Origin of the sequence: Mesorhizobium sp. B3-1-8 (genome assembly GCF_006439495.1) — a bacterium.
Lineage (GTDB): Bacteria > Pseudomonadota > Alphaproteobacteria > Rhizobiales > Rhizobiaceae > Mesorhizobium.
In genome coordinates this window covers 151,538-177,367 of record NZ_VFTK01000010.1, presented here as the reverse complement: position 1 = coordinate 177,367, position 25,830 = coordinate 151,538, and the positions used below count along the sequence as shown (strand labels likewise).

30 protein-coding genes are annotated in these 25,830 nt (G+C 64.0%); 18 read left to right on the top strand and 12 right to left on the bottom strand.

From position 1 onward, the window contains the following. Nucleotides 1-208 precede the first annotated feature (208 nt). Entirely contained in the window at nt 209-1,150 is a 942-nt protein-coding gene (locus tag FJ424_RS12110; RefSeq protein ID WP_140641688.1) for a sugar ABC transporter substrate-binding protein, read from the bottom strand. 343 nt (nt 1,151-1,493) lie between these two features. Further along, nucleotides 1,494-2,525 (bottom strand): LacI family DNA-binding transcriptional regulator, encoded by a 1,032-nt coding sequence (locus FJ424_RS12105; protein ID WP_140658748.1) that lies wholly within the window; start codon nt 2,523-2,525, stop codon nt 1,494-1,496. A gap of 172 nt (nt 2,526-2,697) precedes the next feature. Here FJ424_RS12105 and FJ424_RS12100 point away from each other — a divergent pair, with 172 nt between their 5' ends. The 3 genes from FJ424_RS12100 to FJ424_RS12090 are packed head-to-tail and all read left to right on the top strand — an operon-like array spanning nt 2,698 to nt 5,391. Beyond that, nucleotides 2,698-3,804: a fatty acid desaturase family protein gene (locus FJ424_RS12100; RefSeq protein ID WP_181182166.1), complete on the top strand. Its 1,107-nt coding sequence runs from the start codon at nt 2,698-2,700 to the stop codon at nt 3,802-3,804. Nucleotides 3,805-3,842: 38 nt separating this feature from the next. After that, nucleotides 3,843-4,157: a MocE family 2Fe-2S type ferredoxin gene (locus FJ424_RS12095; protein ID WP_140658747.1), complete on the top strand. Its 315-nt coding sequence runs from the start codon at nt 3,843-3,845 to the stop codon at nt 4,155-4,157. Nucleotides 4,158-4,173: 16 nt separating this feature from the next. Continuing rightward, nucleotides 4,174-5,391, top strand: a complete 1,218-nt coding sequence (locus FJ424_RS12090) for an FAD-dependent oxidoreductase (protein WP_181182165.1) — start codon at nt 4,174-4,176, stop codon at nt 5,389-5,391. Nucleotides 5,392-5,397: 6 nt separating this feature from the next. Here the strand turns inward: FJ424_RS12090 and FJ424_RS12085 are convergent, their stop codons facing one another. The 5 genes from FJ424_RS12085 to hslV form a co-directional block, all read right to left on the bottom strand. After that, nucleotides 5,398-6,357: a DUF1402 family protein gene (locus FJ424_RS12085; protein WP_140658745.1), complete on the bottom strand. Its 960-nt coding sequence runs from the start codon at nt 6,355-6,357 to the stop codon at nt 5,398-5,400. Nucleotides 6,358-6,570: 213 nt separating this feature from the next. After that, entirely contained in the window at nt 6,571-7,881 is a 1,311-nt protein-coding gene (gene hslU / locus FJ424_RS12080; RefSeq protein WP_140658744.1) for an ATP-dependent protease ATPase subunit HslU, read from the bottom strand. Nucleotides 7,882-7,886: 5 nt separating this feature from the next. Next, nucleotides 7,887-8,486 (bottom strand): DUF2585 domain-containing protein, encoded by a 600-nt coding sequence (locus FJ424_RS12075; protein WP_140658743.1) that lies wholly within the window; start codon nt 8,484-8,486, stop codon nt 7,887-7,889. A 4-nt stretch (nt 8,487-8,490) separates the two neighbouring features. Then, the gene (locus FJ424_RS12070; RefSeq protein WP_140658742.1) at nt 8,491-9,015 is read right to left on the bottom strand and encodes a GNAT family N-acetyltransferase; all 525 of its coding nucleotides are present in this window, start codon (nt 9,013-9,015) and stop codon (nt 8,491-8,493) included. Between the two features lie 65 nt (nt 9,016-9,080). Then, nucleotides 9,081-9,632 (bottom strand): ATP-dependent protease subunit HslV, encoded by a 552-nt coding sequence (gene hslV, locus FJ424_RS12065; protein WP_140658741.1) that lies wholly within the window; start codon nt 9,630-9,632, stop codon nt 9,081-9,083. 216 nt (nt 9,633-9,848) lie between these two features. Here hslV and hisB point away from each other — a divergent pair, with 216 nt between their 5' ends. The 11 genes from hisB to FJ424_RS12010 all read left to right on the top strand — a co-directional run bounded on the left by hisB (nt 9,849) and on the right by FJ424_RS12010 (nt 17,165). Further along, nucleotides 9,849-10,445, top strand: a complete 597-nt coding sequence (gene hisB / locus FJ424_RS12060) for an imidazoleglycerol-phosphate dehydratase HisB (RefSeq protein ID WP_140658740.1) — start codon at nt 9,849-9,851, stop codon at nt 10,443-10,445. 4 nt (nt 10,446-10,449) lie between these two features. Then, nucleotides 10,450-10,926 carry a DUF2628 domain-containing protein gene (locus tag FJ424_RS12055; RefSeq protein ID WP_140658739.1) on the top strand — a complete coding sequence of 159 codons (477 nt, stop codon included), beginning with the start codon at nt 10,450-10,452 and terminating at the stop codon, nt 10,924-10,926. Between the two features lies 1 nt (nt 10,927). After that, nucleotides 10,928-11,578, top strand: coding sequence for an imidazole glycerol phosphate synthase subunit HisH (gene hisH / locus FJ424_RS12050; RefSeq protein WP_140658738.1), 651 nt, complete (start codon nt 10,928-10,930; stop codon nt 11,576-11,578). Nucleotides 11,579-11,580: 2 nt separating this feature from the next. After that, nucleotides 11,581-11,871: a DUF1330 domain-containing protein gene (locus FJ424_RS12045; protein ID WP_140641712.1), complete on the top strand. Its 291-nt coding sequence runs from the start codon at nt 11,581-11,583 to the stop codon at nt 11,869-11,871. Nucleotides 11,872-11,874: 3 nt separating this feature from the next. Next, nucleotides 11,875-12,621 (top strand): 1-(5-phosphoribosyl)-5-[(5-phosphoribosylamino)methylideneamino]imidazole-4-carboxamide isomerase, encoded by a 747-nt coding sequence (hisA, locus tag FJ424_RS12040; protein WP_140658737.1) that lies wholly within the window; start codon nt 11,875-11,877, stop codon nt 12,619-12,621. After that, nucleotides 12,618-13,457 carry an arginase family protein gene (locus FJ424_RS12035; RefSeq protein WP_140658736.1) on the top strand — a complete coding sequence of 280 codons (840 nt, stop codon included), beginning with the start codon at nt 12,618-12,620 and terminating at the stop codon, nt 13,455-13,457. Before hisA ends, FJ424_RS12035 begins: the two co-directional genes overlap by 4 nt. Continuing rightward, a complete protein-coding gene (hisF, locus tag FJ424_RS12030; protein ID WP_181182164.1) occupies nt 13,454-14,248 on the top strand; it encodes an imidazole glycerol phosphate synthase subunit HisF in 795 nt (264 codons plus the stop codon). Before FJ424_RS12035 ends, hisF begins: the two co-directional genes overlap by 4 nt. 9 nt (nt 14,249-14,257) lie before the next feature. Then, nucleotides 14,258-14,581: a phosphoribosyl-ATP diphosphatase gene (locus FJ424_RS12025; RefSeq protein WP_140658734.1), complete on the top strand. Its 324-nt coding sequence runs from the start codon at nt 14,258-14,260 to the stop codon at nt 14,579-14,581. 37 nt (nt 14,582-14,618) lie between these two features. After that, nucleotides 14,619-15,578, top strand: coding sequence for a type I pantothenate kinase (gene coaA / locus FJ424_RS12020; RefSeq protein ID WP_140641722.1), 960 nt, complete (start codon nt 14,619-14,621; stop codon nt 15,576-15,578). A 73-nt stretch (nt 15,579-15,651) separates the two neighbouring features. Further along, entirely contained in the window at nt 15,652-16,686 is a 1,035-nt protein-coding gene (locus FJ424_RS12015; protein ID WP_246677225.1) for a glycosyltransferase family 2 protein, read from the top strand. A gap of 80 nt (nt 16,687-16,766) precedes the next feature. Next, nucleotides 16,767-17,165, top strand: coding sequence for a GtrA family protein (locus tag FJ424_RS12010; RefSeq protein WP_140641724.1), 399 nt, complete (start codon nt 16,767-16,769; stop codon nt 17,163-17,165). On the opposite strand, the gene FJ424_RS12005 is transcribed toward FJ424_RS12010, so the two are convergent. Beyond that, nucleotides 17,146-17,355, bottom strand: coding sequence for a hypothetical protein (locus tag FJ424_RS12005; RefSeq protein WP_140658733.1), 210 nt, complete (start codon nt 17,353-17,355; stop codon nt 17,146-17,148). The two genes, FJ424_RS12010 and FJ424_RS12005, sit on opposite strands and share 20 nt — an antisense overlap. On the opposite strand from FJ424_RS12005, the gene FJ424_RS12000 reads away from it, so the two are divergent. Continuing rightward, nucleotides 17,354-18,766, top strand: coding sequence for a hypothetical protein (locus FJ424_RS12000; RefSeq protein WP_140658732.1), 1,413 nt, complete (start codon nt 17,354-17,356; stop codon nt 18,764-18,766). The two genes, FJ424_RS12005 and FJ424_RS12000, sit on opposite strands and share 2 nt — an antisense overlap. Here the strand turns inward: FJ424_RS12000 and FJ424_RS11995 are convergent. The 4 genes from FJ424_RS11995 to FJ424_RS11975 all read right to left on the bottom strand — a co-directional run bounded on the left by FJ424_RS11995 (nt 18,729) and on the right by FJ424_RS11975 (nt 22,237). Next, nucleotides 18,729-19,346, bottom strand: coding sequence for an alpha-ketoglutarate-dependent dioxygenase AlkB (locus FJ424_RS11995; protein ID WP_140658731.1), 618 nt, complete (start codon nt 19,344-19,346; stop codon nt 18,729-18,731). The two genes, FJ424_RS12000 and FJ424_RS11995, sit on opposite strands and share 38 nt — an antisense overlap. A 204-nt stretch (nt 19,347-19,550) precedes the next feature. Beyond that, the gene (gene lysM, locus FJ424_RS11985) at nt 19,551-20,027 is read right to left on the bottom strand and encodes a peptidoglycan-binding protein LysM (RefSeq protein ID WP_140658730.1); all 477 of its coding nucleotides are present in this window, start codon (nt 20,025-20,027) and stop codon (nt 19,551-19,553) included. A 78-nt stretch (nt 20,028-20,105) separates the two neighbouring features. Then, the gene (gene arfB / locus FJ424_RS11980) at nt 20,106-20,543 is read right to left on the bottom strand and encodes an alternative ribosome rescue aminoacyl-tRNA hydrolase ArfB (RefSeq protein ID WP_140641734.1); all 438 of its coding nucleotides are present in this window, start codon (nt 20,541-20,543) and stop codon (nt 20,106-20,108) included. Nucleotides 20,544-20,626: 83 nt separating this feature from the next. Next, nucleotides 20,627-22,237: a phosphoenolpyruvate carboxykinase gene (locus FJ424_RS11975; RefSeq protein ID WP_140658729.1), complete on the bottom strand. Its 1,611-nt coding sequence runs from the start codon at nt 22,235-22,237 to the stop codon at nt 20,627-20,629. 341 nt (nt 22,238-22,578) lie between these two features. Here FJ424_RS11975 and FJ424_RS11970 point away from each other — a divergent pair, with 341 nt between their 5' ends. The 3 genes from FJ424_RS11970 (at nt 22,579) to FJ424_RS11960 (ending at nt 25,688) form a co-directional block, all read left to right on the top strand. Continuing rightward, a complete protein-coding gene (locus FJ424_RS11970) occupies nt 22,579-23,280 on the top strand; it encodes a response regulator transcription factor (RefSeq protein WP_006201274.1) in 702 nt (233 codons plus the stop codon). A gap of 147 nt (nt 23,281-23,427) precedes the next feature. Next, on the top strand, nt 23,428-25,212 hold the full coding sequence (locus tag FJ424_RS11965; protein WP_140641738.1) for a sensor histidine kinase: 1,785 nt from the start codon (nt 23,428-23,430) through the stop codon (nt 25,210-25,212). Between the two features lie 14 nt (nt 25,213-25,226). Further along, a complete protein-coding gene (locus FJ424_RS11960) occupies nt 25,227-25,688 on the top strand; it encodes an HPr kinase/phosphorylase (protein ID WP_140658728.1) in 462 nt (153 codons plus the stop codon). Nucleotides 25,689-25,830 lie beyond the last annotated feature (142 nt).

Genomic DNA, 25,830 nt, shown 5'->3' with positions numbered 1-25,830 from the left:
GAATTCGGCGGGCCATGGGCGCTTCTTGGCGTCGTAGCTCAGCCCGCCAATGCCATGCGATGTCTGTGACACGTCTTCTTCCTCCGAATGACCGCGCCGGTTCTCCCGCCCGGTGGGGCGGGAGAACGAAGGGAGCGGTGCCGCTTTAACAGCAGCCGATTTCAGCCGGTCCGATGCGTCGGCGCGCCGCTCATCGAGAAGTGCGGCCTCAGTTCTTCTTCAGGAACTTGTCGATGTTCGCCGGGGTGACAAGCTGGAAGGGCACATAGACCTTGTGCTCGACCTTCTCGCCCTTGGCGAGCTTCAGCGCCGCGTCGAGCGCGCCGGCGCCCTGGCCGGCGGCGTCCTGGAACACCGTCACATCAAGATCGCCGGCCTGCATCGCGGCCAGCGCGTCCTGGGTGGCGTCGACGCCGCCGACGACCACCGACTTCATGTCGACATTGGCCGCCTTCATTGCCTGGATGGCGCCGATGGCACTCTCGTCGTTGTTGGCGATGACGCCGTCGAACGGCTTGCCGGACGACAGCCAGTTGGTCATCAGGTTCTGCGCCTGGTCACGATCCCAGTTCGAGGTCTGCTTGTCGATGATCTTGATGAAACTGCAGTCCGGGGTGGCGATCACTTCCTCGATGTCCTTGGTGCGCTGCACCGCGGCCTGGTTGGAAAGCTCGCCCATGATCACATAGACATTGGCTTCCTTCTTGCCGGCTTCCTTGAACAGGCGGCAGGCTTCCTTGGTCTCGAGCGTGCCGGATTCGGACTCGTTCGAAGCGACGAAGGCCTGGTTGTCGGGCAGCGAGTCGACATTGACCGGCTGGCGATTGACATAGACCAACGGGATCTTGGCCGCGGCGGCCGCATCCGACATCGCCTGGGTGGCCGAGGTGTCGACCGGATTGACGATGATGGCGTCGACGCCCGATGCGGCAAAATTCTTGATCTGGTCTAGCTGCTTGGCCACGTCGTTCTGCGCGTCTTCGACCTGCAGCTCGACGCCGTCCATGCCCTTGGCCTGCGCGATCATGCCGTTGCGCAGCACGGTCAGGAAGTTGTCGTCGAACTTGGCCATCGAAACGCCGATCTTGGCGGCGAAGGCGGATGAACACATCAGCGCCGAAAGCGCGACGCCCAAAAGCAGTTTCTTCATTTTATCTCTCCTCCACTTGGTGTCCGGCTGCACCCATTTGAACCGGAATCCCCGGTTTGCCCGGGGAATCTCTCCCTGCGGCCATGCGGCGCTGCCAATCCGGTGGAACGCCTCTTCCTCCGTTCGAAACAGACGCTTCGGAACGAAAGAACCAAAAAGCCTAGTTAGTGAAATATTTATTCCATTTCGTTTGGAAACGTCAAGGGTGATTCCGACTGGGGCAGTCGGTTTTTCGATCGCGATTGTCGCGGCGAAGACCCACGATCAACGCCGCATGGGCCAGAATCGCGGCAAACCGCCGTGAAAGAATCCATCAGCCTGATGGATTCTTTCACGGCGGACGCTAGATATTTTCCGGCAGGTAGATGTCGAAGGGCAGGAAGGTCTGTCCCGGCGCATTGGCCGCGCCGCTTTCGATGGCATGGGCCATCAGCCCGACGAGTTCCCGGCAGAGTGCCGCGAGTGGCGTCGAGATGACCATGGTGAGGATGTTGTCGGCGAGCGCGGCGCGCGAGACGGCGTTGATCTCGTTGCAGATGACGATCGGCATCTCGGCCGGGCTCGCCGCCCTCAGTGCCGAGACCGCGCCCTCCATGCCGCCGCCGGCGACATAGCAACCGGCAAGATCGGGATGGCGTGCCAGAAGATCGAGCATGGCGCCATGCGTGACGTCATTGGCCTCGAGGTTGACCAGCGTCTCCATCACGGTGAAGTCCGGCGCATGCTCGCGGAAATAGGAGCGGAAGCCGATCTCGCGCAATTCATGGCCGTGGAAGCGATGGCTGCCGACGAAGAGCGCGACCTTGCCGGGCTTCCTGGCGGCCTTGGCGATCATCCAGGCGGCGCTGCGCCCGACCTTGCGGTTGTCGAGACCGACATAGCCCTCGCGGATACCGGCGGCAAAATCGGACAGCAGCGAGAAGACCGGCTGCCCCCTCGCCTTCAGCGCCTCCACGACCGCCGTCAGCGTCGGATGATCCGGGCCGACGACGGCAATGGCTCTCGACTTCGCCGCCAGCCCGCGCATTTGGGCGGCAATCTCGTCGGGCGCCAGCGAGGCGGCGAAATCGACTGTCGCAACACCACGAAAGCGTTGCGATTGTGCGACCGCCAGTTCGAGCTCCCTGGCGAAATCGCCATAGAAGACGTCATTGCCCCTCAGCAGCAGGAAGCCGAGCCGGTATTCCGGCAATTCCTGTCGCATGCGCTGCTTGATCAGTCCCGCCGCGTGATAGCCGATCTCGGTGGCGGCCTCGTAGACCCGGCGCGCCGTCTCCTCGCGCACAGGCAAGCGGCTGTTCAGCACTCTGTCGACGGTAGCGACGCTGACGCCCGAGACGCGCGCGAGATCGGTAATGGTCGGCCGCTTTGCCATGAATGCTCCATCGCTTATCCGGCTGAGGATATCTCATTCTGATAGGAAATGATAGAAACTATCTTTCTGATGTTGAGCCTATCATATGCTGGCGGTATGTTGAAGTGGAGCTGGCCATGGACGAGCCCGGACCTGCCGGAGCCGTTCACCAGGCGCTGTTGGAGGAACTTCAATGACGGCCATGACATCTTCGGCGGCGCCGCCACGCGACTACAGCCTGACCGGCCGCGATGCAAAACGCGCTGTCGAGAACGGGTTGGCGGCGGCCGAGTGGTACCACACCGAAATCCCACGCAAGCGGATGAAAGAGCTGATGCAGCGCTCGGACCAGCCGGCGATCCGCGACACGCTCATCTGGCTCGGCGCCATGCTTCTCAGCGGCGCGGGCGGCATCTGGTTCTGGGGCAGCTGGTGGTGCGTGCCGTTCCTGTTCGTCTACGGCACGCTCTACGGTTCCTCGACCGATTCCCGCTGGCACGAATGCGGCCACGGCACGGCCTTTCGCACGCAGTGGATGAACGACGCCGTCTACCAGCTCGCCTGCTTCATGATCATGCGCAACCCGGTGACCTGGCGCTGGAGCCACACGCGCCACCACACCGACACCATCATCGTCGGCCGCGACCCGGAGATCGCCGTCATGCGGCCGCCGGACCTGCTGCGCGTGGTGCTCAACTTCTTCGGCATTCTCGACGCCTGGCACGCGGTGGTCGACATGGTGCGCAACGCCGCCGGCGTCATCAGCGCCGCTGAAAAAACCTTCATTCCAGAGCAGGGCCAGCCGAAGGCGATCCGGGTGGCCCGCCTATGGCTCGCCATCTACGTCGCGACCATCGCCTTGGCCCTCTACCTGCATTCCTGGCTGCCGCTGATGCTGATCGGCCTGCCCCGGCTCTATGGCGCCTGGCATCACGTCATGACCGGCCTGCTGCAGCATGGCGGCCTCGCCGACAACGTCATCGACCACCGCCTGAACAGCCGCACGGTGCTGATGAACCCGATCAGCCGCTTCATCTACTGGAACATGAACTACCATGTGGAGCACCACATGTTCCCGATGGTGCCCTATCACGCGCTGCCGAAGCTGCATGAGATGATCAAGCACGACCTGCCGGCGCCGACGCCTTCGATCCTGGCCGGTTATCGCGAGATGGTCCCGGCCTTCCTGCGCCAGTTGCGCAACGAGGATTATTTCCTCAAGCGCGCGCTGCCGCCGACGGCGAAGCCCTATCGCGAGGAACTGCATAACGATATTCCGATGGCTGCCGCCGCGGAGTGAGGCCCAAGGAAATTCAAGGATATTCGCTGGAGGACGAGATGAGCGACTGGGTCGAGGCCTGCGCGGCCGGAGACATCGACGAAGAGGACGTGATGCGGTTCGACCATGCCGGCCGCACCTTTGCCATCTACCGCAGCCCGGACGACGAATATTTCGCGACCGACGGCCTGTGCACGCATGAAAAGGTGCATCTGGCCGACGGGCTGGTGATGGACGACATCATCGAATGCCCCAAGCACAACGGCCGCTTCAACTACAAGACCGGCGACGCGCGCGGCGCGCCGGTCTGCGTCAACCTCAAGACCTATCCGGTCAAGGTCGACGCCGGAAAAGTCCTGATCCGGATCGGGTGAGATCATGCAAGCGGGGATGGTGATCATCGGAGCAGGCGAATGTGGCGGGCGCGCCGCGCTTGCGCTCCGCGATCTCGGTTTCGAAGGGCCGGTCGCGCTGGTCGGCGACGAGCCGCATCTGCCCTATGAGCGGCCGCCGCTGTCGAAGGAAGCGATGACCGGCGAGGCGCCGGCCATCAAGGCGATCGCCAGCGACGCGCTTTTCGCCGAACGCTCGATCCGTCACATCCATTCCGTCCGCGCCGTCGCGATCGATCGCGGCGCGCACGTCGTGCGGCTGTCGGACGGCTCTTCCCTGCCATATGAAAAGCTTTTGCTGGCGACCGGATCGGTGCCGCGCAAGCTGCCGATGCCGGGGCTTGGCGGCCGCTGCGTCTATCTCAGGACCTTCAACGACGCTTTAGCCATTCGCGCCCATCTCAGCGCCGGCAACCGCGTCGCCATCATCGGCGGCGGCTTCATCGGCCTCGAGCTCGCGGCCTCGGCGCGCAAGCTTGGCGCCACCGTCACGGTCATCGAGGCGCAGCCGCGCATCCTGATGCGCGGCGTGCCGGCCGAGATCGCCGAAATCATCCACAAGGCGCATGAAGCCGAGGGCGTTGCGATCCGCACCGGCCAGGGAATCGCGGCGATTGACGATGACGGCGCGGAGGTCGGCATCACGCTGGCCGACGGACGGAAGGTCATCGCCGATCTCACGGTGATCGGCATCGGCGCCGTGCCGGTGACGGGGCTTGCCGCCGAAGCCGGGCTAACAATCGACAACGGCATCGCTGTCGATGAGCATTTGCGCACAGCCGATCCGGATATCTTCGCCGCCGGCGATTGCTGCTCGTTCCCGCTCGCCGTCTATGGCGGCCGGCGGGTGCGGCTGGAGGCCTGGCGCAACGCCCAGGAACAGGGCGCACTGGCTGCGAAGAACATGCTGGGCGCCGATGCGGCGCATGCCGCCGTGCCGTGGTTCTGGTCGGATCAGTACGGGCTTACCCTGCAAATCGCCGGGCTGTCGGACGAAGGCAAGAGCATCGTGCGGCGCGACCTCGATGACGGCGCCTTCATCCTGTTCCATTTGGCGCAGGACGGCAGGCTGGTTGCCGCCAGCGGCATCGGCCCCGGCAATTCGGTGGCGCGCGACATCCGCCTGGCGGAGATGCTGATCGCCAAGAGAGCGAGCCCGGCGCCGGAAGCGCTCGGCTCGCAGGCGGTCAAGCTGAAGTCGCTGCTGGCGGCGTGAGGTTTTTTAGAAAAGCGCCTTCAGCTCGTCCAGCTTGTCGTTGACCAGCCAGCCGTAATAATTCTCCTCCGGCAGCTTTTCCGGCTCGCCGGCGGCGCTGCGCTTCTCGTTCTCGGCCTTCAGCGCATAGGCGCGCTGCTCGGGATTGCCGACATTATAGAGCGTGGCGGTCAGGCCCGGATTTTTCGAGATGTCGAAGCCTGCGATGCCGCGATAGGCGTCGATCGACTTTTTGATGGTCGCGGCGACGTAGGGCAGCGTCAGGTCCGGGTCCATGATGGTCTTGTAGACCGCGTTGGGGTCGCTGACGTCGAGCCTGGGCAGGCCGGAGACCTTGTGCACCAGGTCGCTCATCTGCAGCGCCGTCAGCGGGTTCAACTGGCCGAGCCCGAACGTCTGGCCGGCATAATAAGGCTGGAAGAAGGTGGCGCCGAAGCGGTCGTCGGGGAAATCCTCGCCGCCGACGCTCTTGCCGCGGAAGGAGCGGTTCCAGACCTGCTCGCGGCATTCCCAAAGGTCGTAGCTGTCGTCCATGCCGGCGCATTTCTTGAATTCCGGCCGCTGGATGAAATCGCTGACGTCCTCGCCGTGATAGGCGAAGGAAAGCTTGCTCGACAGGTATGAGATCGCCTTGACGTAGTAGGTCTGCAGGCGGTCATAGGCGTCGACATTGTAGGTGTGCTCGCCGACGATGGCGCCGACGATATGCATGGGGTCTATGCCGTAGGCCGCCGCCACCTTCCTGATCTTGCCGCGCAGCTCGGCGTCGTTCTGCAACAGCGCGTAGACCTTGCGGTACTTGGCCTGGAAGGTGGTGTTGGTGGCTTGGGTGCGCCGGCTGGAGGCGCCCGGAATATCCGGCTGCACGCTGTAGCGGTTGCCCGGCGGCACCATTGTCGCGGCATCGGCGGTTGCCACCGCCGTCGCCAAGGCCATGCCGAGAAAAAGCAGGATAAGTTTCTTCATACGCCGCCGCTTTCGAATGCGCGGCAAACTAGGTAAAGCGCGTGGCAGAGTCGAGAGAAGGCTTCGAGCCACCCACCAGAATGGTGGCCAGATGCTTCCATTTGGCCACACTTCGCATTGGAAGAGCGTTTCAGGCCGGCCTGAACCCGGCTCTAATTCGGGCATTGGCGAGGGCGTTTCGGGGCGAGCTTGAGCCCCGAAACCAAGACAGGCTTAAAGGATGAACCGCGACAGGTCGGTGTTGCGCGACAAGTCGCCGACATGCTTCTCGACATAGGCGGCGTCGATGGTGACGGCCGTGCCGTTGCGGTCCGGCGCGTCGTAGGAGATCTCGTCCAGCACGCGCTCCATCACCGTCTGCAGGCGTCGGGCGCCGATGTTCTCGACGCTGGCGTTGAGGTCGACGGCAATGCCGGCCAGCGAATCGATGGCGTCGTCGGTGAAGGTCAGCTCGACGCCCTCGGTCTTCATCAGCGCGATATACTGCTTGATGAGGCTTGCCTCCGTCTCGGTGAGGATGCGTATGAAATCCGCCTTCTCCAGCGCGCGCAGCTCGACACGGATCGGCAGGCGGCCCTGCAGCTCGGGCAGCAGGTCGGACGGCTTGGAGACGTGGAAGGCGCCCGAAGCGATGAACAATATATGGTCGGTCTTGATCGGCCCATACTTGGTCGCGACCGTGGTGCCTTCGACCAGCGGCAGCAGGTCGCGCTGCACGCCTTCGCGCGACGGGCCGCCCGAAATGTCGCTCCTGGCCGCGATCTTGTCGATCTCGTCGAGGAAGACGATGCCGTCGTTTTCGGCCGATTCCAGCGCTCTGCGCACCACCTCGTCCTGATCGAGCAGCTTGTCGGACTCGTCATTGACCAGCAGCGCGTAGGAATCGCGCACCGTGGTCTTGCGGGTCTTGGTCTTGCGGCCCCCCATCGCCTTCGACAGCATGTCGTTGATGTTGAGCACGCCGACATTGGCGCCGGGCATGCCGGGAATCTCGAAGCCGGGCATGCCGCCGGTGCCGGTGTCGGCCACCTCGATCTCGATCTCCTTGTCGTCGAGCTCGCCGTCGCGCAGCTTCTTGCGGAAGCTGTCGCGGGTCGCCGGGCTCGCCGTCTTGCCGACGAGGGCTTCCAGCACGCGTTCCTCGGCATTGACCTGGGCGCGCGCATTGACATCGCCGCGCATCTTTTCGCGCGCCAGGCCGATGGCAACCTCGACGAGGTCGCGCACGATCTGTTCGACATCGCGGCCGACATAGCCGACCTCGGTGAACTTGGTCGCCTCGACCTTGACGAAGGGCGCGCCGGCAAGCCGCGCCAGGCGGCGCGAGATCTCGGTCTTGCCGACGCCGGTCGGGCCGATCATCAGGATGTTCTTCGGCATCACCTCTTCGCGCATCTGGCCTTCCAGCTGCTGGCGGCGCCAGCGGTTGCGCAAGGCGATCGCCACGGCGCGCTTGGCGTCCTTCTGGCCGATGATGAAGCGGTCGAGTTCCGAAACGATTTCACGGGGAGAAAAGGTGCTCATAAGACTCAAATTCCACTTTGCCACTGCTTGATGGACTCGAACGGATGCAGCAGCATGATCACGTTGAGCGTCAGATTGTCCCGGATGATGTAGCCCGTGCCGAGCTCGAAGATGAGCGCCAGGGCCACGATCACCCATATAGGTAGCTTTCGCGTCATCACAAATCCCAGCGCCATGAACAGCGTGTCGGACACCGAGTTGATGATGGAGTCGCCGTAATAGTTGAGCGAGATCGTGCCGGCGCGGTAGCGGTCGATGATGAAAGGGCTGTTTTCCAGAAGCTCCCAGCCGCCCTCGATCAGGACCGCGAAAGCGAGCCTCAGCCCGACCGGCGAGCGGGGAAACAGGAACGTCGCCAGCGCGTAGAACAGGAAGCCGTGGATGATGTGCGAGAAGGTGTACCAGTCGGCGATGTGCTGGGAATTCTCCGAGCTGTTGACCACGCCGTGCCAGAGCTTGACGTAGCCGCAGGTGCAGATCGGCGGATGGCCCATGCCGTACAAGGCGCCCGCCTGGAAGATGACCAGGGCAAGCACGAGCAGCAGGCCCATTCGCCAGCTGTCCTCATAGGCCGATAGCGTCTTGTCCTGTTCGGATGCGGTCATTCGGTCAGTCCCCCAAAATTTCGTCGTCTTCGGCCGCCTCGACAGCCATCAGCACGACGTCCCCATATTGCGAATGCCTGCGGCCGATCGGCCTGAAGCCCGCCTTCTCATAGGCGCGGATGGCGCGGCCATTGTCGGGATGCGGATCGATGATGACGCGCGGCGCGCCTTCCTCGAAAAGCTCCTCGACGAACTGGCGCACGATGGCCGAGCCATGGCCGATGCCGACCAGCTCCGGCGGACCGATCGACAGATCGATGCCAAGCGTGCCGAAGGGCTGATCGGCATAGGGATGATCGTCCTCCATATGCGGGTCATAGCTCTGCAGATAGGCGATCGGCCTGCCGCCGAGCTCGACGATCAGCGGTTCTACCGAGACCGAATCGATATGCTCGCGGATCTCGGCGATTTCCTTGGTCGGATCGTCCCACCATGCGGCAACATGCGGCTCGCGCAGCCAACTGGCGATCATCGGCAGGTCTTTTTCCGTGACCGGCCGAAAATCATATGTGTCTGCTGGTTCGACCATGATCTCTTCCGAAAACCGGCGGCCACTTTTCGCTTTCGCGGTCCTTCGGTTCGGGATCATGGTCGTCAGGCGGCATCGAGCGTTTCGACAACAAAATTGCTGTTGGTGTAGACGCAGATGTCGGCTGCGATCTGCATCGCCTTGCGGGCGATCTCCTCGGCATCCTTGTCGGTGTCGATCAGCGCGCGGGCAGCCGCCAGCGCGTAATTGCCGCCGGAACCGATGGCCATGACTCCATGCTCGGGCTCCAGCACGTCGCCATTGCCGGTCAGCGCCAGCGAGACCGACTTGTCGGCGACCAGCATCATGGCTTCCAGGCGGCGCAGATAGCGGTCGGTGCGCCAGTCCTTGGCGAGCTCGACGCAGGCGCGCGTCAGCTGGTCGGGATATTGCTCGAGCTTGGCCTCGAGCCGCTCGAGCAGGGTGAAGGCATCGGCGGTGGCGCCGGCGAAGCCGGCAATGACGCTGCCGCCCTTGCCGATGCGGCGCACCTTGCGGGCGTTGCCCTTCATGATCGTCTGGCCGAGGCTGACCTGGCCGTCGCCGGCGATCACGACCTTATTGCCCTTGCGCACGCTGATGATGGTCGTGGCGTGCATGGTGAGTTCGTTCGACATTTGAGCTCCGATGCGCGCTATCCCTTGGAAAGGCGATTGGCGCGGTACGAGTGAGTTTGATCGGCCATATGTATGCATAGGGCCAACGATTGCAAACCGCCCCTCAGCCGAGGCCATACCGCTAGGAATGGCAACTGGCAATCGCCGGATCATGCTGATAGAAGGCTTTCGTTTTCAAGCCCTGGCGCCTCCGAACAGGGCAACAAGGACAGAGCGATGACGCGTTCGGCCGAAGTCAGCCGCAAGACCAAGGAAACCGAGATTTCGGTCTCCGTCCATGTCGACGGCAAGGGAAAATCCGACATTTCGACCGGTGTCGGCTTCTTCGACCATATGCTCGACCAGCTGTCGCGGCATTCGCTGATCGACATGACGATCAAGGCCAAGGGCGACCTGCATATCGACGACCACCACACGGTCGAGGACACCGGGATCGCGATCGGCCAGGCGTTGAGCAAGGCGCTGGGCGAGCGGCGTGGCATCATGCGCTACGCCTCGATCGACCTCGCCATGGACGAGACGCTGACCAGGGCGGCGATCGACGTCTCCGCCCGGCCTTTCCTGGTCTGGAATGTCGCCTTCTCGTCGCCGAAGATCGGCACGTTCGACACCGAACTGGTGCGCGAGTTCTTCCAGGCGCTGGCGCAGAATGCCGGCATCACGCTGCATGTGACCAACCATTACGGCGCCAACAACCATCACATCGCCGAAACCTGCTTCAAGGCGGTGGCGCGGGCGCTGCGCGCGGCGCTGGAGCGCGATCCGCGCCAGCCTGACACGGTGCCTTCCACCAAGGGATCCCTGAAAGGATAGCCCTATGGCGATCTATGTGGTGATGCAGCCGCCGGCTGGCGGCAACAAAGCCGAGGACGCGATCTTCGTGCGCGACAGTTTCACCTGGCTGGGCTTCCTGGCCGCGCCGCTCTGGCTCGCCTGGCACCGGCTGTGGATCGAGGCGGCCCTGACCTTCATCGTCATGGCGCTCCTGTCGGTGCTCGGCGAGAGGCTCGGGCTCGAAGCGGCCGGATCGCTGCTGTCGCTGCTGGTCTCGCTCTATGTCGGGTTCGAAGGCCGGGGCCTGCGCATCGCGGCACTTCGCCGGCGCGGCTGGCGGGAATGGGGCGTGGTCGAGGCCGGCAATCTCGGCGATGCCGAGACGCGCCATGCGCTGGAAACCGCCGGCGATGTCGAGGAGGAGGCGCCAATGCCGCGCATCGTGCCGGATGCGTCGCTGGCCCGTCCGCCACAGACAGGCATGGCGCTGGGACTGACCCATACGCCCGGAAGGCCCTGACATGCGGGTAGCCATCATCGACTACGGCTCGGGCAATCTGCGCTCGGCCACCAAGGCCTTCGAGCGCGCCGCGCACGAGGCTGGCCTTGCCGCGGCCATCGAGTTGACGGCCGACGCCGAGCGGGTGCGTTCCGCCGACCGCATCGTGCTGCCGGGTGTCGGCGCCTATGCCGACTGCGCCGCCGGCCTGCACGCGGTGGCGGGCATGTGGGAGGCGGTGGAGGAAGCGGCAATCGCCAAGGGGCGGCCTTTCCTCGGCATCTGCGTCGGCATGCAGCTGATGTCGGAACGCGGCCTCGAAAAGACCGTCACCAAGGGCCTCGGCTGGGTCGCCGGCGACGTCAAGGAGATCACGCCGTCCGATCCGGCGCTGAAAATCCCGCAGATCGGCTGGAACACGATCGAGCTTACCCGCCCGCATCCGCTGTTTTCCGGCATCGAGACCGGCGCGAAGGGATTGCACGCCTATTTCGTCCATTCCTATCATCTGGAAGCGAAGAATCCGGCCGAGATCGTGGCGACAGCGGACTATGGCGGCGCGGTGACGGCAGCGGTTGCGCGCGACAATATCGCCGGCACGCAGTTTCATCCTGAAAAGAGCCAGGCGCTCGGCCTGGCCTTGATCACCAACTTCTTGAAGTGGAGGCCCTGAAAATGAGCAAGAAGGGCTATTGGATGGCGATGATCGATGTCCGCGATCCGGACGTCTACAAGCAGTATATCGAAGCGAATGCCGTCGCCTTCGCGAAATACGGCGCGAAGTTCCCGGTCCGGGCCGGCCGCTACGAGAGTCCGGAAGGAGCGACCGGCAACCGTCACGTGCTGGTCGAGTTCGACACCTACGACAAGGCGATCGAATGCTATCACTCGCCTGAATACCAGCATGCCTCGAAGTTCCGGCTCGCCGCCTCGACCGGCCATTTCGTCATCGTCGAGGGCGCCTGACCCATGATCCTGTTTCCGGCGATCGACCTCAAGGACGGCAAATGCGTGCGCCTGAAGCACGGCGACATGGCCACCGCCACCATCTACAATGACGATCCCGCCGCGCAAGCCAAGGCCTTCGAGGACCAGGGCTTCGAGTGGCTGCATGTCGTCGACCTCAACGGCGCCTTCAAGGGCCAGAGCGTCAACTCAGCGGCGGTCGGCGCCATCCTGAAGGCGACGAAGAATCCGGTGCAGCTCGGCGGCGGCATCCGCACCTTGCCGCAGATCGAAGACTGGCTGGACCGCGGCCTGACGCGCGTTATCCTCGGCACGGTGGCGGTGCGCGAACCCGAACTGGTCAAGCAAGCCTGCAAGGCCTTTCCCGGAAGAATAGCGGTCGGCATCGACGCCAAGGGCGGCAAGGTCGCCGTCGAGGGCTGGGCCGAGGCCTCCGAGCTCGGCGTCATCGAGCTGGCGAAGAAGTTCGAGGGCGCAGGTGTGGCCGCCATCATCTACACCGACATCGATCGGGACGGTGTGCTGACCGGCATCAACTGGGATTCGACCATCGACCTCGCCGAGGCGGTGTCCATTCCGGTGATCGCGTCCGGCGGCCTCGCCTCGATCGCCGACATCGTGCGCATGACCATGCCCGACGCGCACAAACTCGAAGGCGCGATCTCCGGCCGCGCCCTATATGACGGACGTATCGACCCGGCCGAAGCGCTGGCGATCCTGCGCGGCGAGCGGGCGGAGGCAAGAGCGTGAACATTTCCATCATCCTGGCATCCTATGACAGCGGCCATTTCCACGGCGGCTGCGGCCAGGGCCCGGACGCGCTGATCTCGGGCGGGCTGGCCGAGGCGCTGAAGCTCGCTGGCCACGACGTCGAGGTGCATGACATCGGCAAGGTGGTCGAGGACGAAGAAGAGCGCGAGATCAGCACCGGATTCGCCGTCTGCAATGCCGTTTCGGGCCAGGTCCGCATCGCGATGGACAAGAAGCGGTTTCCGATCGTGCTGGCGGGCAACTGCCTGACCGTCGCGGGCGCCGTGGCCGGTGCCGGCGCCGATGCCATTATCTGGGCCGACCAGCATGGCGACCTCAACACGCCTGAGACCTCCACCACCGGCTTCCTCGACGGCATGGCGCTGGCTGTCGCACTCGGCCTGTGCTGGCGGCCGATGGCCAACCAGATCCCCGGCTTCAAGCCGGTCGATCCGTCGCGTTGTGTTTTGGTCAATGCGCGCGACCTCGACGAGGCCGAGAAGGAGCTGCTGAAAACGCTGCCCGTCATCCGGACCGAGTGCCCGGACTGGAAGGCTGCTGCGCAAAGGCTGAAGGCCGATGGCGCAAACCAGGTGCACATGCATGTCGACCTCGACGTGCACGATCCCGAGAAGCTGCAGGCCAACCGCTACACCACGCCCGGCGGTCCGGCGCCCGAACAGGTCCGCACCGCGATGTGCGGTCTCGCCGGTCCGCTCGCCATCGCCGGGCTGACCATTTCCGCCTACGATCCGGCCTTCGACCCCAAGGGCGACGTGCCGCCGCTGGTCGGCGAACTGGTGGTCGACCTGCTCTCGACCCTGGAAGGCAAGTGATGCTCAAGGCCCGCGTCATCCCCTGCCTCGACGTCAAGAACGGCCGCGTGGTCAAGGGCGTCAATTTCGTCGACCTGATCGATGCCGGCGACCCGGTCGAAGCCGCCAAGGCTTATGATGCGGCTGGTGCCGACGAGCTCTGCTTCCTCGACATCACCGCATCGTCCGACAATCGCGAGACGATCTTCGACGTGGTCGCCAGGACGGCCGAGCAGTGCTTCATGCCGCTCACCGTCGGCGGCGGCGTGCGCCAGGTGGCCGACATCCGCAAGCTGCTTCTGGCCGGCGCCGACAAGGTATCGATCAACACCGCGGCGGTGAAGAACCCGGATTTCGTCGCGGAAGCCGCCGACAAGTTCGGCAACCAGTGCATCGTCGTGGCGATCGACGCCAAGAAAGTGTCGGCGGCCGGCGAAGCCGATCGCTGGGAGATTTTCACTCATGGCGGACGCGAGAAGACCGGCATCGACGCGGTCGAATTCGCCAAGACGATGGCCGAGCGCGGCGCCGGTGAGATCCTTTTGACCTCGATGGACCGCGACGGCACCAAGGCCGGCTACGACATTGCGCTCACCCGCGCAATTGCAGACGCGGTGCGCGCGCCGGTGATCGCTTCCGGCGGCGTCGGAACGCTCGATCACCTGGTCGAAGGCATCCGCGACGGCCATGCCGGCGCGGTGCTTGCCGCCTCGATCTTCCACTTCGGCACCTTCACGATCGCCGAGGCCAAGGCGCACATGGCCAGAGCCGGCCTGCCGATGCGGCTGGACTCGTCGGCGTATCGGACTTAAACCACTGCTATGGCTCAATTTTCGCTCGCCGAGCTGGAAACGATCATCCATCAGCGCGCCCATTCCGGCGACGCTGACTCATGGACGGCGAAGCTGTTCGCCAAAGGCATGGACAAGGCGGCGCAGAAGCTCGGCGAGGAAGCGGTCGAGACCGTGATCGCCGCCATCCGCGGCGACAGGCAGGCCCTCGTTTCGGAAAGTGCCGATCTTATATATCATTGGCTGGTCGTCCTTGGCATAGCGGGCATTCCGCTTGACGACGTGCTGAAGGAGCTCGAGAGCCGAACCGGCCGCTCGGGCATCGCCGAAAAGGCGTCCCGTCCCCGCGGTTGATGGCCCGGGGCTGACGGCGAGGAGGGCAGGAAACCTGATGGACCAACTGGCTCCGACTGAGAAGTATTCCCCCTATCGATTCTTCTCCGCCGAGCAATGGTCGCAGTTCCGCGCCGACACGCCGCTGACGCTGACCGGAGAAGAGATCGACCGGCTGCGCTCGCTCAACGACCCGGTCGACCTGGAAGAGGTCAAGCGCATCTACCTTTCGTTGTCCCGCCTGCTTTCGGCGCATGTCGAGGCGAGCCAGCTTTTGTTCAGGCAGCGCCAGGCCTTCTTCAAGGCGCAGGATGTCGTCAAGACCCCTTTCATCATCGGCATCGCCGGCTCGGTCGCGGTCGGCAAGTCGACCACGGCGCGCGTGCTGAAGCAGCTTCTGGCGCGCTGGCCGTCGAGCCCGAAGGTGGACCTCATCACCACCGACGGCTTCCTGTTGCCCAACGAGATCCTGCGCCGCGAGAACCTCATGGAGCGCAAGGGGTTCCCCGAGAGCTACGACGTCGGCGCGCTGCTCAGGTTCCTGTCCGGCATCAAGTCGGCGCAAAACAGCGTCATCGCGCCGGTCTATTCGCACCTGACCTACGACGTGATCCCCGGCGAGTTCGTCACCATCGACCGTCCGGACATACTGATCTTCGAAGGCATCAACGTCCTGCAGCCGGGCAAGCTGCCGAAGGACGGCAAGATCGTGCCATTCCTGTCCGACTTCTTCGACTTCGCCATCTATATCGATGCCGACGAGAAGCTGATCCATCAATGGTACATCCAGCGCTTCATGCGGCTGCGTGAAACCGCCTTTCGCAATCCGGACTCCTTCTTCCACCGCTATTCGCAGCTCTCCGAGGATGCCGCGCGGGCCATCGCCGAAGGGCTCTGGGCCAACATCAACCTGAAGAACCTGCGCGAGAACATCCTGCCGACCAGGGCGCGGGCCGATCTCATCCTGCGCAAGGGCGCCAACCACCTGATCGAGGAAGTGGCGTTAAGGAAATTGTGACCCGCTTAACGGCGCCTTAGGCAATCCCGACTAGTTTTGCGAGCCAAACTCCAGCGGTGTCGGGAGGCAACCGGTGATCAATGCGGGCAATGCCGCCGGCCGCGAGGCCCCGGTCTATTCACTGGTCATTCCGATCTTCAACGAGGAGGCGGTGCTGCCGCTGCTCGTGCGACGGATCACGGCCTTGCTCGACAAGCTCGACGCCAGCGCCGAGGCGATCTTCGTCGACGATGGCAGCCGGGATACAAGCGTCATCTTCCTGCGCGGCATGACGGCCTCGGACCCACGTTTCCGGCTGATCGAACTGTCGCGCAATTTCGGCCACCAGATCGCGATCACCGCCGGCATGGACGCCGCAGCCGGCGACGCCGTGATCGTCATGGATGCGGACTTGCAGGATCCGCCCGAAGTGGTGCTCGACCTCGTCGCCAAATGGAAGGAAGGCTATGAGATCGTCTATGCCCGCCGCACCAAACGCGAGGGGGAAACGTTCTTCAAGCGTGCGAGCGCCAGCCTCTTCTACCGCGCTCTCGAGCAGATGACCTCCGTGACCATCCCCCGCGACGTCGGCGATTTCCGGCTCGTGGGACGAAAGGCCCTGGAAACCTTCAAGCAGATGCCCGAGCGCGACCGCTTCGTGCGCGGCATGTTCGGCTGGATGGGTTTCAAGCAAACGGCGGTGTCGTTCGAACGGCCCGAGCGCGCGGCCGGCGAAACCAAATATCCGTTCTGGAAAATGGTGCGGCTGGCGGTCCATGGCGTCATCAGCTTTTCCGACAAGCCCTTGCGGCTGGCGCTGTGGTCGGGCCTCGCCATTTCCGGCTTTGCGGCCGTGCTCGGCCTTTACGCCCTGGCTTCCTGGCTCTTCACCAACGACGTCGTCCATGGTTGGACATCGACGGTGGTGATCATCTCCTTCCTGTCCGGCATCAATCTCTTCATGACCGGCATCATCGGCCTCTATGTCGGCGGTATCCATGCCGAGGTGAAGCGGAGACCGCTCTATGTGGTCGATCGATTAACCGGTTTTGAGGAAGCGATCGCCGCGATGAGAAATGCCGAAGCGCCGAGGTACGCGCCTGCAGAGCGCGAACGGCGGCTCGGCTGACTTTGCTGCAGGCGCTCAATCAGCAGAAGATCGTGGCTGCAGGAGCTCCCTCGCCCGGCCAGCGATTACGATCATGGGCCATGGGTCGTTCGGAGTCGGCGCGAATCCTGCGGTTTGCCGCGATCGGCGGCGTATCGACCCTGATCTATGCGGGAGTGACGCTGGCGCTATCGGACCGGGATGGCTTCGGCATGCCGGCGGCGGTCGCCTCGATCGCCGGCTACGGCACCGGCGCGGTGTTCTCCTACTGCGGGCACCGCTTCGTGACGTTCATGTCTGACGGCGCGGTGGGCTTCGAGATCATCCGCTTTGCCTGCGCCACGGCGATCGGCTTCCTGCTCACGGTCGGGCTGACCGTAGTGCTCGCCGACGTCGTCGGGCTGCCGGCATTGGTGCCGGTGGCAATGGCCTGCACGCTGGTTCCGGTCCTGAACTTCATTATCCTGCGCCAATTCGTCTTCACGGCGGTGGTCCGATGAACATGGAAACCCGCGCTTCGCTTGCCGAGAGATCGGCCATGACCCCGATCCTGGACCGCTCGCCGGCCGGCGTGTCCAGCGCCGGCGTGGTGACACGGACCTTGGTCCTCTGCCTGCTCGTCTTGGCGGCGGCGGTGCCCTGGCAAATGCGATGGGGCGTCATACCCGACACCAGCTGGGCAATCACCATGGCCGAACGGGTGCTTTCCGGCTCCCGGCTCTATGTCGATCTGTTCGAGGTCAATCCGCCGTTCACGCCCTGGTTGTTCCTGCCGGCCGTGGCCCTGGCGCAGGCTCTCGGCCTGTCGCCGGAAGTGGTGATCCATGTCTACGCCTATGCGGTCTGCCTGATTGGTCTCGGCTTTGCCGCGCTGATCGCCAGACAGGCCGGCTTTGCGGAGAACAGCGCGCTGTTGTCCATGCTGCCGCTGTTCCTGGCGCTGCTGGTCATCTTTCCCGGCAATGCCTTCAGCGAGCGGGAGCATCTGGGCGTTGCGTTGTTCCTGCCTTTGCTGGTGCTGATGGCCTGGCGCGCGGCGCCGGCGAGCGAGACACGACCAAGCCTGCTGGTGGCGGTGCTTGCCGGGCTTGGCGGCAGCGTCCTGTTGTTGGTGAAGCCTTACTACGCGCTGGTGGTGTTCGTCCCGGCGCTGTACGTGGCCTGGCGGCGCCGGTCGATTTTGCCATTGCTGGCGGTCGAATATTGGGTGATCGGCCTGATCTGCGTCGCCTATGCCGTGGCCGTGATGCTTTGCTATCCGGAATTCCTCAGCGTCATCTATCCGGTACTGGCCGACACCTACATGCGGATGGGGAACATGCAGGCGTTGCTGATCGACTATGCCCCGGTCTATCTTATCGCGCTCCTGATGCTGCATTTTCTTCGGCCGGGCTTAACCCCGTCACCATTGGTCAGCGTGTTCACGCTCGCTTCGCTGGCGGCAACGGCGCCGTTGATCTACCAGGCCAAGGGTTGGCCCTATCACGCATTCCCGGCGTTTAGCCTGCTGCTGGCGGCGCTGCTGATGAGAACCGCGCAAATCGATCCGGCGCCACGTTCGTCGGCGGGCAGAACGATGGAACCGGGGCAAAAGCTGTTGTTGGCCGCCATCGTCGTCGCCGCGGCCATTCCGTTCATGAAAACACAAAAGCCGGGCGGTGAATTCGTCGCCAAGGTCAAGGCCGCGGTTCATCAACCGACCGTCGCGCTGGTCGGCTCAGACATCGCGGCGGGCCATCCGCTTACCCGCATGCTCGGCGGAACATGGATCTCACGCTATTGCAGCGACTGGCTGAGTGATACGGCGCTTTACCTTTCGGCGATCGCGACCCGGGACGGCAACAAAGAGGCGGCCTCTCACTATCGTGAGATGGCCGACCGCTACATCGACGGCAAGCTTGCCGAGCTCGAGACGAAACGACCGACGATACTCATCATTCAGAAAAACAACCAAGCCTTGGCCGAAGAGCTGTCGCGCCACCAGGACTATGTCCGTCTGATGCAAGACTACCGGCCAATCGCCGAGGACGAGACCGTGCGGGTGCTGCTTCGCGATACTCGCGTCAGCCCGGCACCGTCACCCGCCGAAGTGTCAGATTGATGCGGCCGCCATTCTTCAAGAGGGCCGAGGTCGCGGGATAGATGCGGTCGACGCCATGGAAGGCGAGGCGTCCCTCGCCGCCCAGCACGACGACGTCGCCGCTCTTCAGCCTGAACGACTTCGTGCCGCCTTCGCGCCTGTCCTGGCCGACCCGGAACAGGCAGTCGTCGCCCAGCGAGACCGACACTACGGGCGCGGCGAAATCCTGCTCGTCGCGATCCTGATGCAGGCCCATTCTTGCGTCCGCCGAATAGACGTTGACCAGGCATGCCTCGGGCGGATGCGGGTAGGCCGAGACCTCGCGCCACAGTTGCAGCAAGGCTTCCGGGATCGGCGGCCAGGGCTCGCCCGTCACCGGATGCGTGGGCTGGTAGCGATAGCCGCGCTCCTTGTCGGTGACCCAGCCAAGCGCGCCGCAATTGGTCATGCGCACGCTCATCTCCTTGCCGGTGCGCGGCATGGCCGGCACGTAGAGGGGTGCTGCCTGCACGACGCGCCTGATCTCCTCGACCAGCGCTTCCTGGGCCGGCCGGGCGATGTAGCCCGGCATATGGCGGACGCCTTTGGGAAGTACGAGCATGGGTCGATCCGTTTTATCCGCCCTGGAGCGTGATGCCGAAAAGCGTGAAGCGGCTTTCGGACGACATCATGCTCTATCTCTTTGATTTAGAGCCGGATGATTTCAGGTCGAACAGACCTGAAATCATCCGGCTCCAGCATGCCACCGGCAAAAGAAAACGGCGACCCGAAAGCCGCCGTTCGTTCAATCTCGGCGATATGCCCCTCAGGCCTGGTCGATATCCGGTATGCGCAGCACCTGGCCGGGATAGATCTTGTCGGGATGCGTCAGCATCGGCTTGTTGGCCTCGAAGATGACGTTGTTCTTCGCGCCCTTTCCCTTGCCGTAATATTTCTCGGCGATCTTCCAGAGATTATCGCCCTTCTGGACGGTATAGAGCGTCGGTTCCTTGGCCGGCGCCGCCTTGCCGGCCTCGGGCGCGACCTTCAACTCGTCCGCCTGCACCTTGGAGACGCCGAGCGTGTTGCCGACGGCGATCACCGCCTTTTCGAAGACCGACTGATCCTTGACCGTGCCCTTCAAAACCGCCGTGTCGCCCTGGACGGCGACCTCGACGCCGTCCGTGCCCAGCTTGTGGGAATCGAGCTCCTTCTTCAACGTATCCGCATTTGGCGATGCCTCGTCGTCGCCGCCGATGCCGAGCTTCTTGCCGACGCCTTTGACGAAATCGAAAATACCCATGGCTGGTCTCCTCGCTGTTGCAGCAATCGGAGCTTGCCACCTGCAACCCAGAATTGGAAGCAGCCGATTCAACCGTGCTTAATCGTTCTCGACACGGCCGCGCAGCTTTTTCACCGTCGATCGGCCCGCCTTGCTCTTGAGGCGGCGCTCCACGGCGCCTTTGGACGGCCTGGTCTTCTTACGCGGCGGCGGTGGAGGCTCGGCCGCCTTGGCGATCAACGCCGTCAGCCGCGCCCGCGCATCGGCCCGGTTCTGCTCCTGGGTGCGGAAACGGCCGGCCTCGATGACGATGACGCCGTCCTTGGTGGCGCGCTGGCCGGCAAGCTTGATGGCGCGCTCGCGCACCCGCTCGGACAGGCCGGAAGCGTTCGCCGCGTCGAAGCGCAGTTGCACGGCGGTGGCCACCTTGTTGACGTTCTGGCCGCCCGGACCGGACGAGCGGATGAAGTCCTCATGCAGGTCGCCCGCGCGAATGACCGCTTCGCCGGAGATGATGATGTCGTCGTCGCTTGCCATGCACGCACTCATGACGCGATGACGGCAAAAAGAAAAGGCCCGGCGCGAGCCGGGCCCTGGAGGAAAGATATGAGAAGCGGCCGCTATTCAGCCGCTTCCTGCAAGCGCGGCGCGGCGCCGAGGATGGTGGCGTCGACATGGCGTTCGAACTTCTCGAAATTGGTCGCGAACATGTTGACCAGCTTTGCGGCCTGGCGGTCGTAACCGGCCTTGTCCGCCCAGGTCGAGCGCGGGTCGAGAATGGCGCCGTCGACACCCGGGACCGCCACCGGCACCTCGAAGCCGAAATTGGCGTCGGTGCGGAACTCGGCCGCGTTTAGCGAACCGTCGAGCGCGGCGCCCAGCAAGGCGCGCGTCACCTTGATCGGCATGCGGCGGCCAGTGCCATAGGCGCCGCCGGTCCAGCCGGTGTTGACCAGCCAGCAGTCGACGCCGTGGCTGGCGATCAGCTCGCGCAGCAGATTGCCGTATTCGGACGGGTGGCGCGGCATGAACGGCGCGCCGAAGCAGGTCGAGAACGTCGCTTCCGGCTCGGTGACGCCCTTTTCCGTGCCCGCAACCTTGGCGGTATAGCCCGACAGGAAGTGGTACATCGCCTGCGCCGGCGTCAGCCTGGCGATCGGCGGCATGACGCCGAAGGCGTCGGCGGTCAGCATGATGATGTTCTTCGGATGACCGGCGCGGCCGGTCTTCGAGGCATTGGGGATAAAGTCCAGCGGATAGGCGCAGCGCGTGTTCTCGGTCAGGCTGCCATCGTTGAAATCCGGAACGCGGCCGGCGTCGAGCACCACGTTCTCCAGCACCGTGCCGAAGCGCTGCGTGGTGGCGAATATCTCCGGCTCGGCCTCTGCCGACAGCCTGATCGTCTTGGCGTAGCAGCCGCCCTCGAAATTGAAGATGCCCTGCGGACCCCAGCCATGCTCGTCGTCGCCGATCAGCGTGCGCGACGGATCCGCGGAAAGGGTCGTCTTGCCGGTGCCGGACAGGCCGAAGAAGACGGCCGTGTCGCCGTCCGGACCTTCATTGGCGGAGCAGTGCATCGGCATGACGCCCTTTGCCGGCAGCAGGTAGTTCAGCATCGTGAACACCGACTTCTTCATCTCGCCGGCATAGGAGGTGCCGCCGATCAGCACGATCTTGCGGGTGAGATCGACCGCGATCACCGTCTCGGTGCGGGTGCCGTGACGTGCCGGATCGGCGCGGAAGGAGGGCAGGTCGATGATCGTCATCCGCGGCACGAAACGCTCGAGCTCCGCGGCTTCAGGGCGGATCAAAAGATTGCGGATGAACAGCGAATGCCAAGCGAATTCGGTGATGACCCGGGTCGGCAGCTTGAGATCGGCGTCGGCGCCGCCGACGAGGTCCTGCACGTAGAGGTCCTTGCCGGTTGCGTGAGCCTTGAAATCCGCAAGCAGCGCCTCGAACTGGGCGGGCGAGATCGGCTTGTTGTTGTCCCACCAGACTTGGCCGCCGGTCGCCTCGTCGCGCACGACGAATTTGTCCTTCGGCGAACGCCCGGTGTGCTGGCCGGTCTCGGCGACCAGCGCGCCCTGCGCGGTCAACCTCGCCTCGCCGCGCCGGATCGCTTCCTCGTAGAGTTCCGCCGCGTCAAAATTATAGCGTACCATGCCCGTTGTCTTCAGGCCGATCGCGTCGATGGCGCAATCGGGGTTGCGTTTGCCGGCTTCCGACATCAAATTTCCTCTCTGGATTTGGCCGCATCTGACGGGTGACTTCCCGGAGCCCGCGCTGGGGCCGTCAGGTTCAAAACCAGAAAAGCCGAATGATATCAAATCATTAATCGATTTAAAAAATTTGAAAGTTGTTTAAATCGTTTATATGTGCAAAAAATCGCAGAGGTTGCCCAAAGGATTGGCAGGCTTGGTTCGTCCAATCCCAATTAGGGTGCGATGTCGTGTGACGGCAGGCCGCTCGTGACTTCGGACAAGGCCCGTGCCACATTTTGTACCCAATTTGTCCTGCAAAAGCCCCTTCTCGACGACAGAAGGGACAGCTCATGAGGGAGCCGCTTGAAATGGCAACAATCGCGCTTGTCGACGACGACCGCAACATTCTGACCTCGGTGTCGATCGCGCTCGAATCCGAGGGCTATCGGGTGGAAACCTACACCGACGGCGCCTCGGCGCTGGAAGGCCTGGCGGCGCGGCCGCCGAACCTCGCCATCCTCGACATCAAGATGCCGCGCATGGACGGCATGGAGCTGTTGCGCCGCATGCGCCAGAAGTCGGACCTGCCGGTCATCTTCCTGACGTCGAAGGATGACGAGATCGACGAATTGTTCGGCCTCAAGATGGGCGCCGACGACTTCATCCGCAAACCCTTCTCGCAGCGCCTCCTTGTCGAGCGCGTGCGCGCCGTGCTGCGCCGGACCAGCGCCCGCGAGGCGGCGGCCAAGGCGCCGAGCCAGCAGGCCCGCTCGCTCGAACGCGGCCAGCTGGTGATGGACCAGGAGCGGCACACCTGCACCTGGAAGGGCGAGCCGGTGACGCTGACGGTGACCGAGTTCCTCATCCTGCATTCGCTGGCGCAGCGCCCCGGCGTGGTAAAAAGCCGTGATGCGCTGATGGATTCGGCCTATGATGAGCAGGTCTATGTCGACGACCGCACCATCGACAGCCACATCAAGCGGCTGCGCAAGAAGTTCAAGGCCGTCGACGACGACTTCGAGATGATCGAAACCCTTTACGGAGTCGGATACCGGTTCCGCGAAGCATGAGAATAGGCAGTAGGCAGTAGGGAATAGTCCGTAGTCAGTTTTGAATGATGCGAGCGGCCATTCGTGCATAGCCGCGGTCAGCCAATCATTGCTCCTACTGCCTACTGCCCACTCACTACCCACTAACTAAGCAGGGCCTGCTAGTCGATGGCAGTGGAAGCAGAGCGAGGCAGACGGGCGGGCGCGGCAAGGCGCCCGTCGCGGATCGTGCCCGCCTTCGTGTCGAAATTCACGGTGCCGATGCGCCGGTTTCTCGGCCATCACATCTTCTCCAGCCTGACCCGGCGCATCCTGTTCCTCAACCTGGCCGGCCTCGCCGTGCTGGTCACCGGCATCCTTTACCTGAACACCTTCCGCGACGGGCTGATCGACGCGCGCGTCGAAAGCCTGATGACGCAGGGCGAGATCATCGCCGGCGCGATCGCGGCCTCGGCGACCGTCGAGACCGATTCGATCAGCATCGACCCGGAAAAGCTGCTTGAGCTGCAGGCGGGCGAAAGCCTGGGGCCGGGGTCGGACCAGCTCGACAACCTCGATTTCCCGATCAATCCCGAGCGCGTGGCGCCGGTGCTGCGACGCTTGATCTCGCCGACGCGCACCCGCGCCCGCATCTATGACCGCGACGCCAACCTGCTGCTCGATTCGCGGCATCTTTATTCGCGCGGCCAGATCCTGCGCTACGACCTGCCGCCCGTCGACGACGAACAGCCCGGCGTCGTGGAGCAAGTCGAGAAATTCATCTTCGACTTCTTCCGCAACAAGGACCTGCCGGTCTACCACGAGCAACCCGGCGGCAATGGCGCGGCCTTCCCCGAAGTGGTCAAGGCGCTGACCGGCAGCCCCTCGACCATCGTGCGGGTGAGCGAGCAGGGCGAACAGATCGTCTCCGTCGCGGTGCCGATCCAGCGCTTCCGCGCCGTGCTCGGCGTGCTGATGCTGTCCACCGAAGGCGGCGACATCGACAAGATCGTCGCGGCCGAGCGCAAGGCGATCCTGCGCGTGTTCGGGGTGGCGGCGCTCGTCACCGCGATCCTGTCGATGCTGCTCGCCTCCACCATCGCCAATCCGCTGCGCCGGCTTTCCGCGGCCGCCGTCAGGGTGCGGCGCGGCGTCAAGAACCGCGAGGAAATCCCCGATTTTTCCGATCGCCAGGACGAGATCGGCAATTTGTCCATTGCCGTGCGCGACATGACGAATGCGCTGTACGCGAGAATCGAGGCGATCGAAAGTTTTGCGGCGGATGTCTCGCATGAATTGAAGAACCCGCTGACTTCGCTGCGCAGCGCGGTCGAGACGCTGCCCCTGGCGAAGAACGAGAACTCGCGTGGCCGGCTGATGGAAATCATCCAGCACGATGTGAGGCGGCTCGACCGGCTGATCACCGACATCTCGGACGCTTCGCGGCTCGATGCCGAGCTGGCGCGCGAGGATGCCGCGACCGTCGACCTGAAGAAATTCACCACCGATCTCATCGCGGTCTCGCGCGAGGCGACGCGCAACAAGAAGGCCGTCGAGATCGAGCTCAAGGTCGCCAAGCTGCCGGCCGGCGCCAAAGGCTATTTCGTTGTCGGCCACGACCTCAGGATCGGCCAGGTCATCACCAACCTGATCGAGAACGCGCGCTCCTTCGTGCCCGACGAGCATGGCCACATAGCGATCTCGTTGGCGCGCGCGGGCAAGTTCAACATCATCACCGTCGACGACAACGGCCCGGGCATCCGGGCCGAAAAGATCGACCGCATCTTCGAGCGCTTCTACACCGACCGGCCGGCCGGCGAGGCATTCGGCCAGAATTCCGGCCTCGGGCTGTCGATCAGCCGCCAGATCGTCGAGGCGCATGGTGGCACGCTGACGGCCGAAAACATCCCCGGCACCAAGCCCGGCGAGATCAAGGGCGCGCGTTTCGTGGTGACGCTGCCGGCGGAAGGCTGACCGCCGAGCCGAACATGCCAGACGCCGCCGCAAAGCCCCGCAACATCCATGGGACGGCCATACTGGTCGGCGAGCGCGGCGTGCTGATCACCGGGCCGTCGGGCGCCGGCAAGACGACGCTGGCGCTGGCGCTAATCGATCATTGCCGCGCGCGGGGGCTTTTTGCCCGGCTGGTGGGCGACGACCAGTTGTTTGCGGTGGCCCATGGCGGCCGGCTGGTGTGCCGCGCGCCGGCGAGCATCGCCGGTCTCGCCGAGGTGCACGGCATCGGTCCGCGGCCGCTGGCCTTCGAACCGGCCGCCGTGATCGACCTCATGGTGCGGCTGGTCGAGGCGGCCGACGTGCCGCGCCTGCAGGACGAAGCCGCGGAAACGATCGACGGATGCCGGCTGCCCCGCGTCGACGTCGCCCGGCAAAACGTCACCGCCGCGCTGCCCCTGCTGATGGCGCGGCTGTCGATCCAGCCTTTTTCATGATCCGCCCCGGGTTTTTTGCTGCGATGCGTCAAAATGGCCCGAGCTGCCGCAATTTTGGGCTTGTCAACCGGCCGTGCGTCGACAAGATAGCGCTCCCGCCGCCTGGAATGGCTGGCGAACATAAGATACGCCTGTGAAGAGG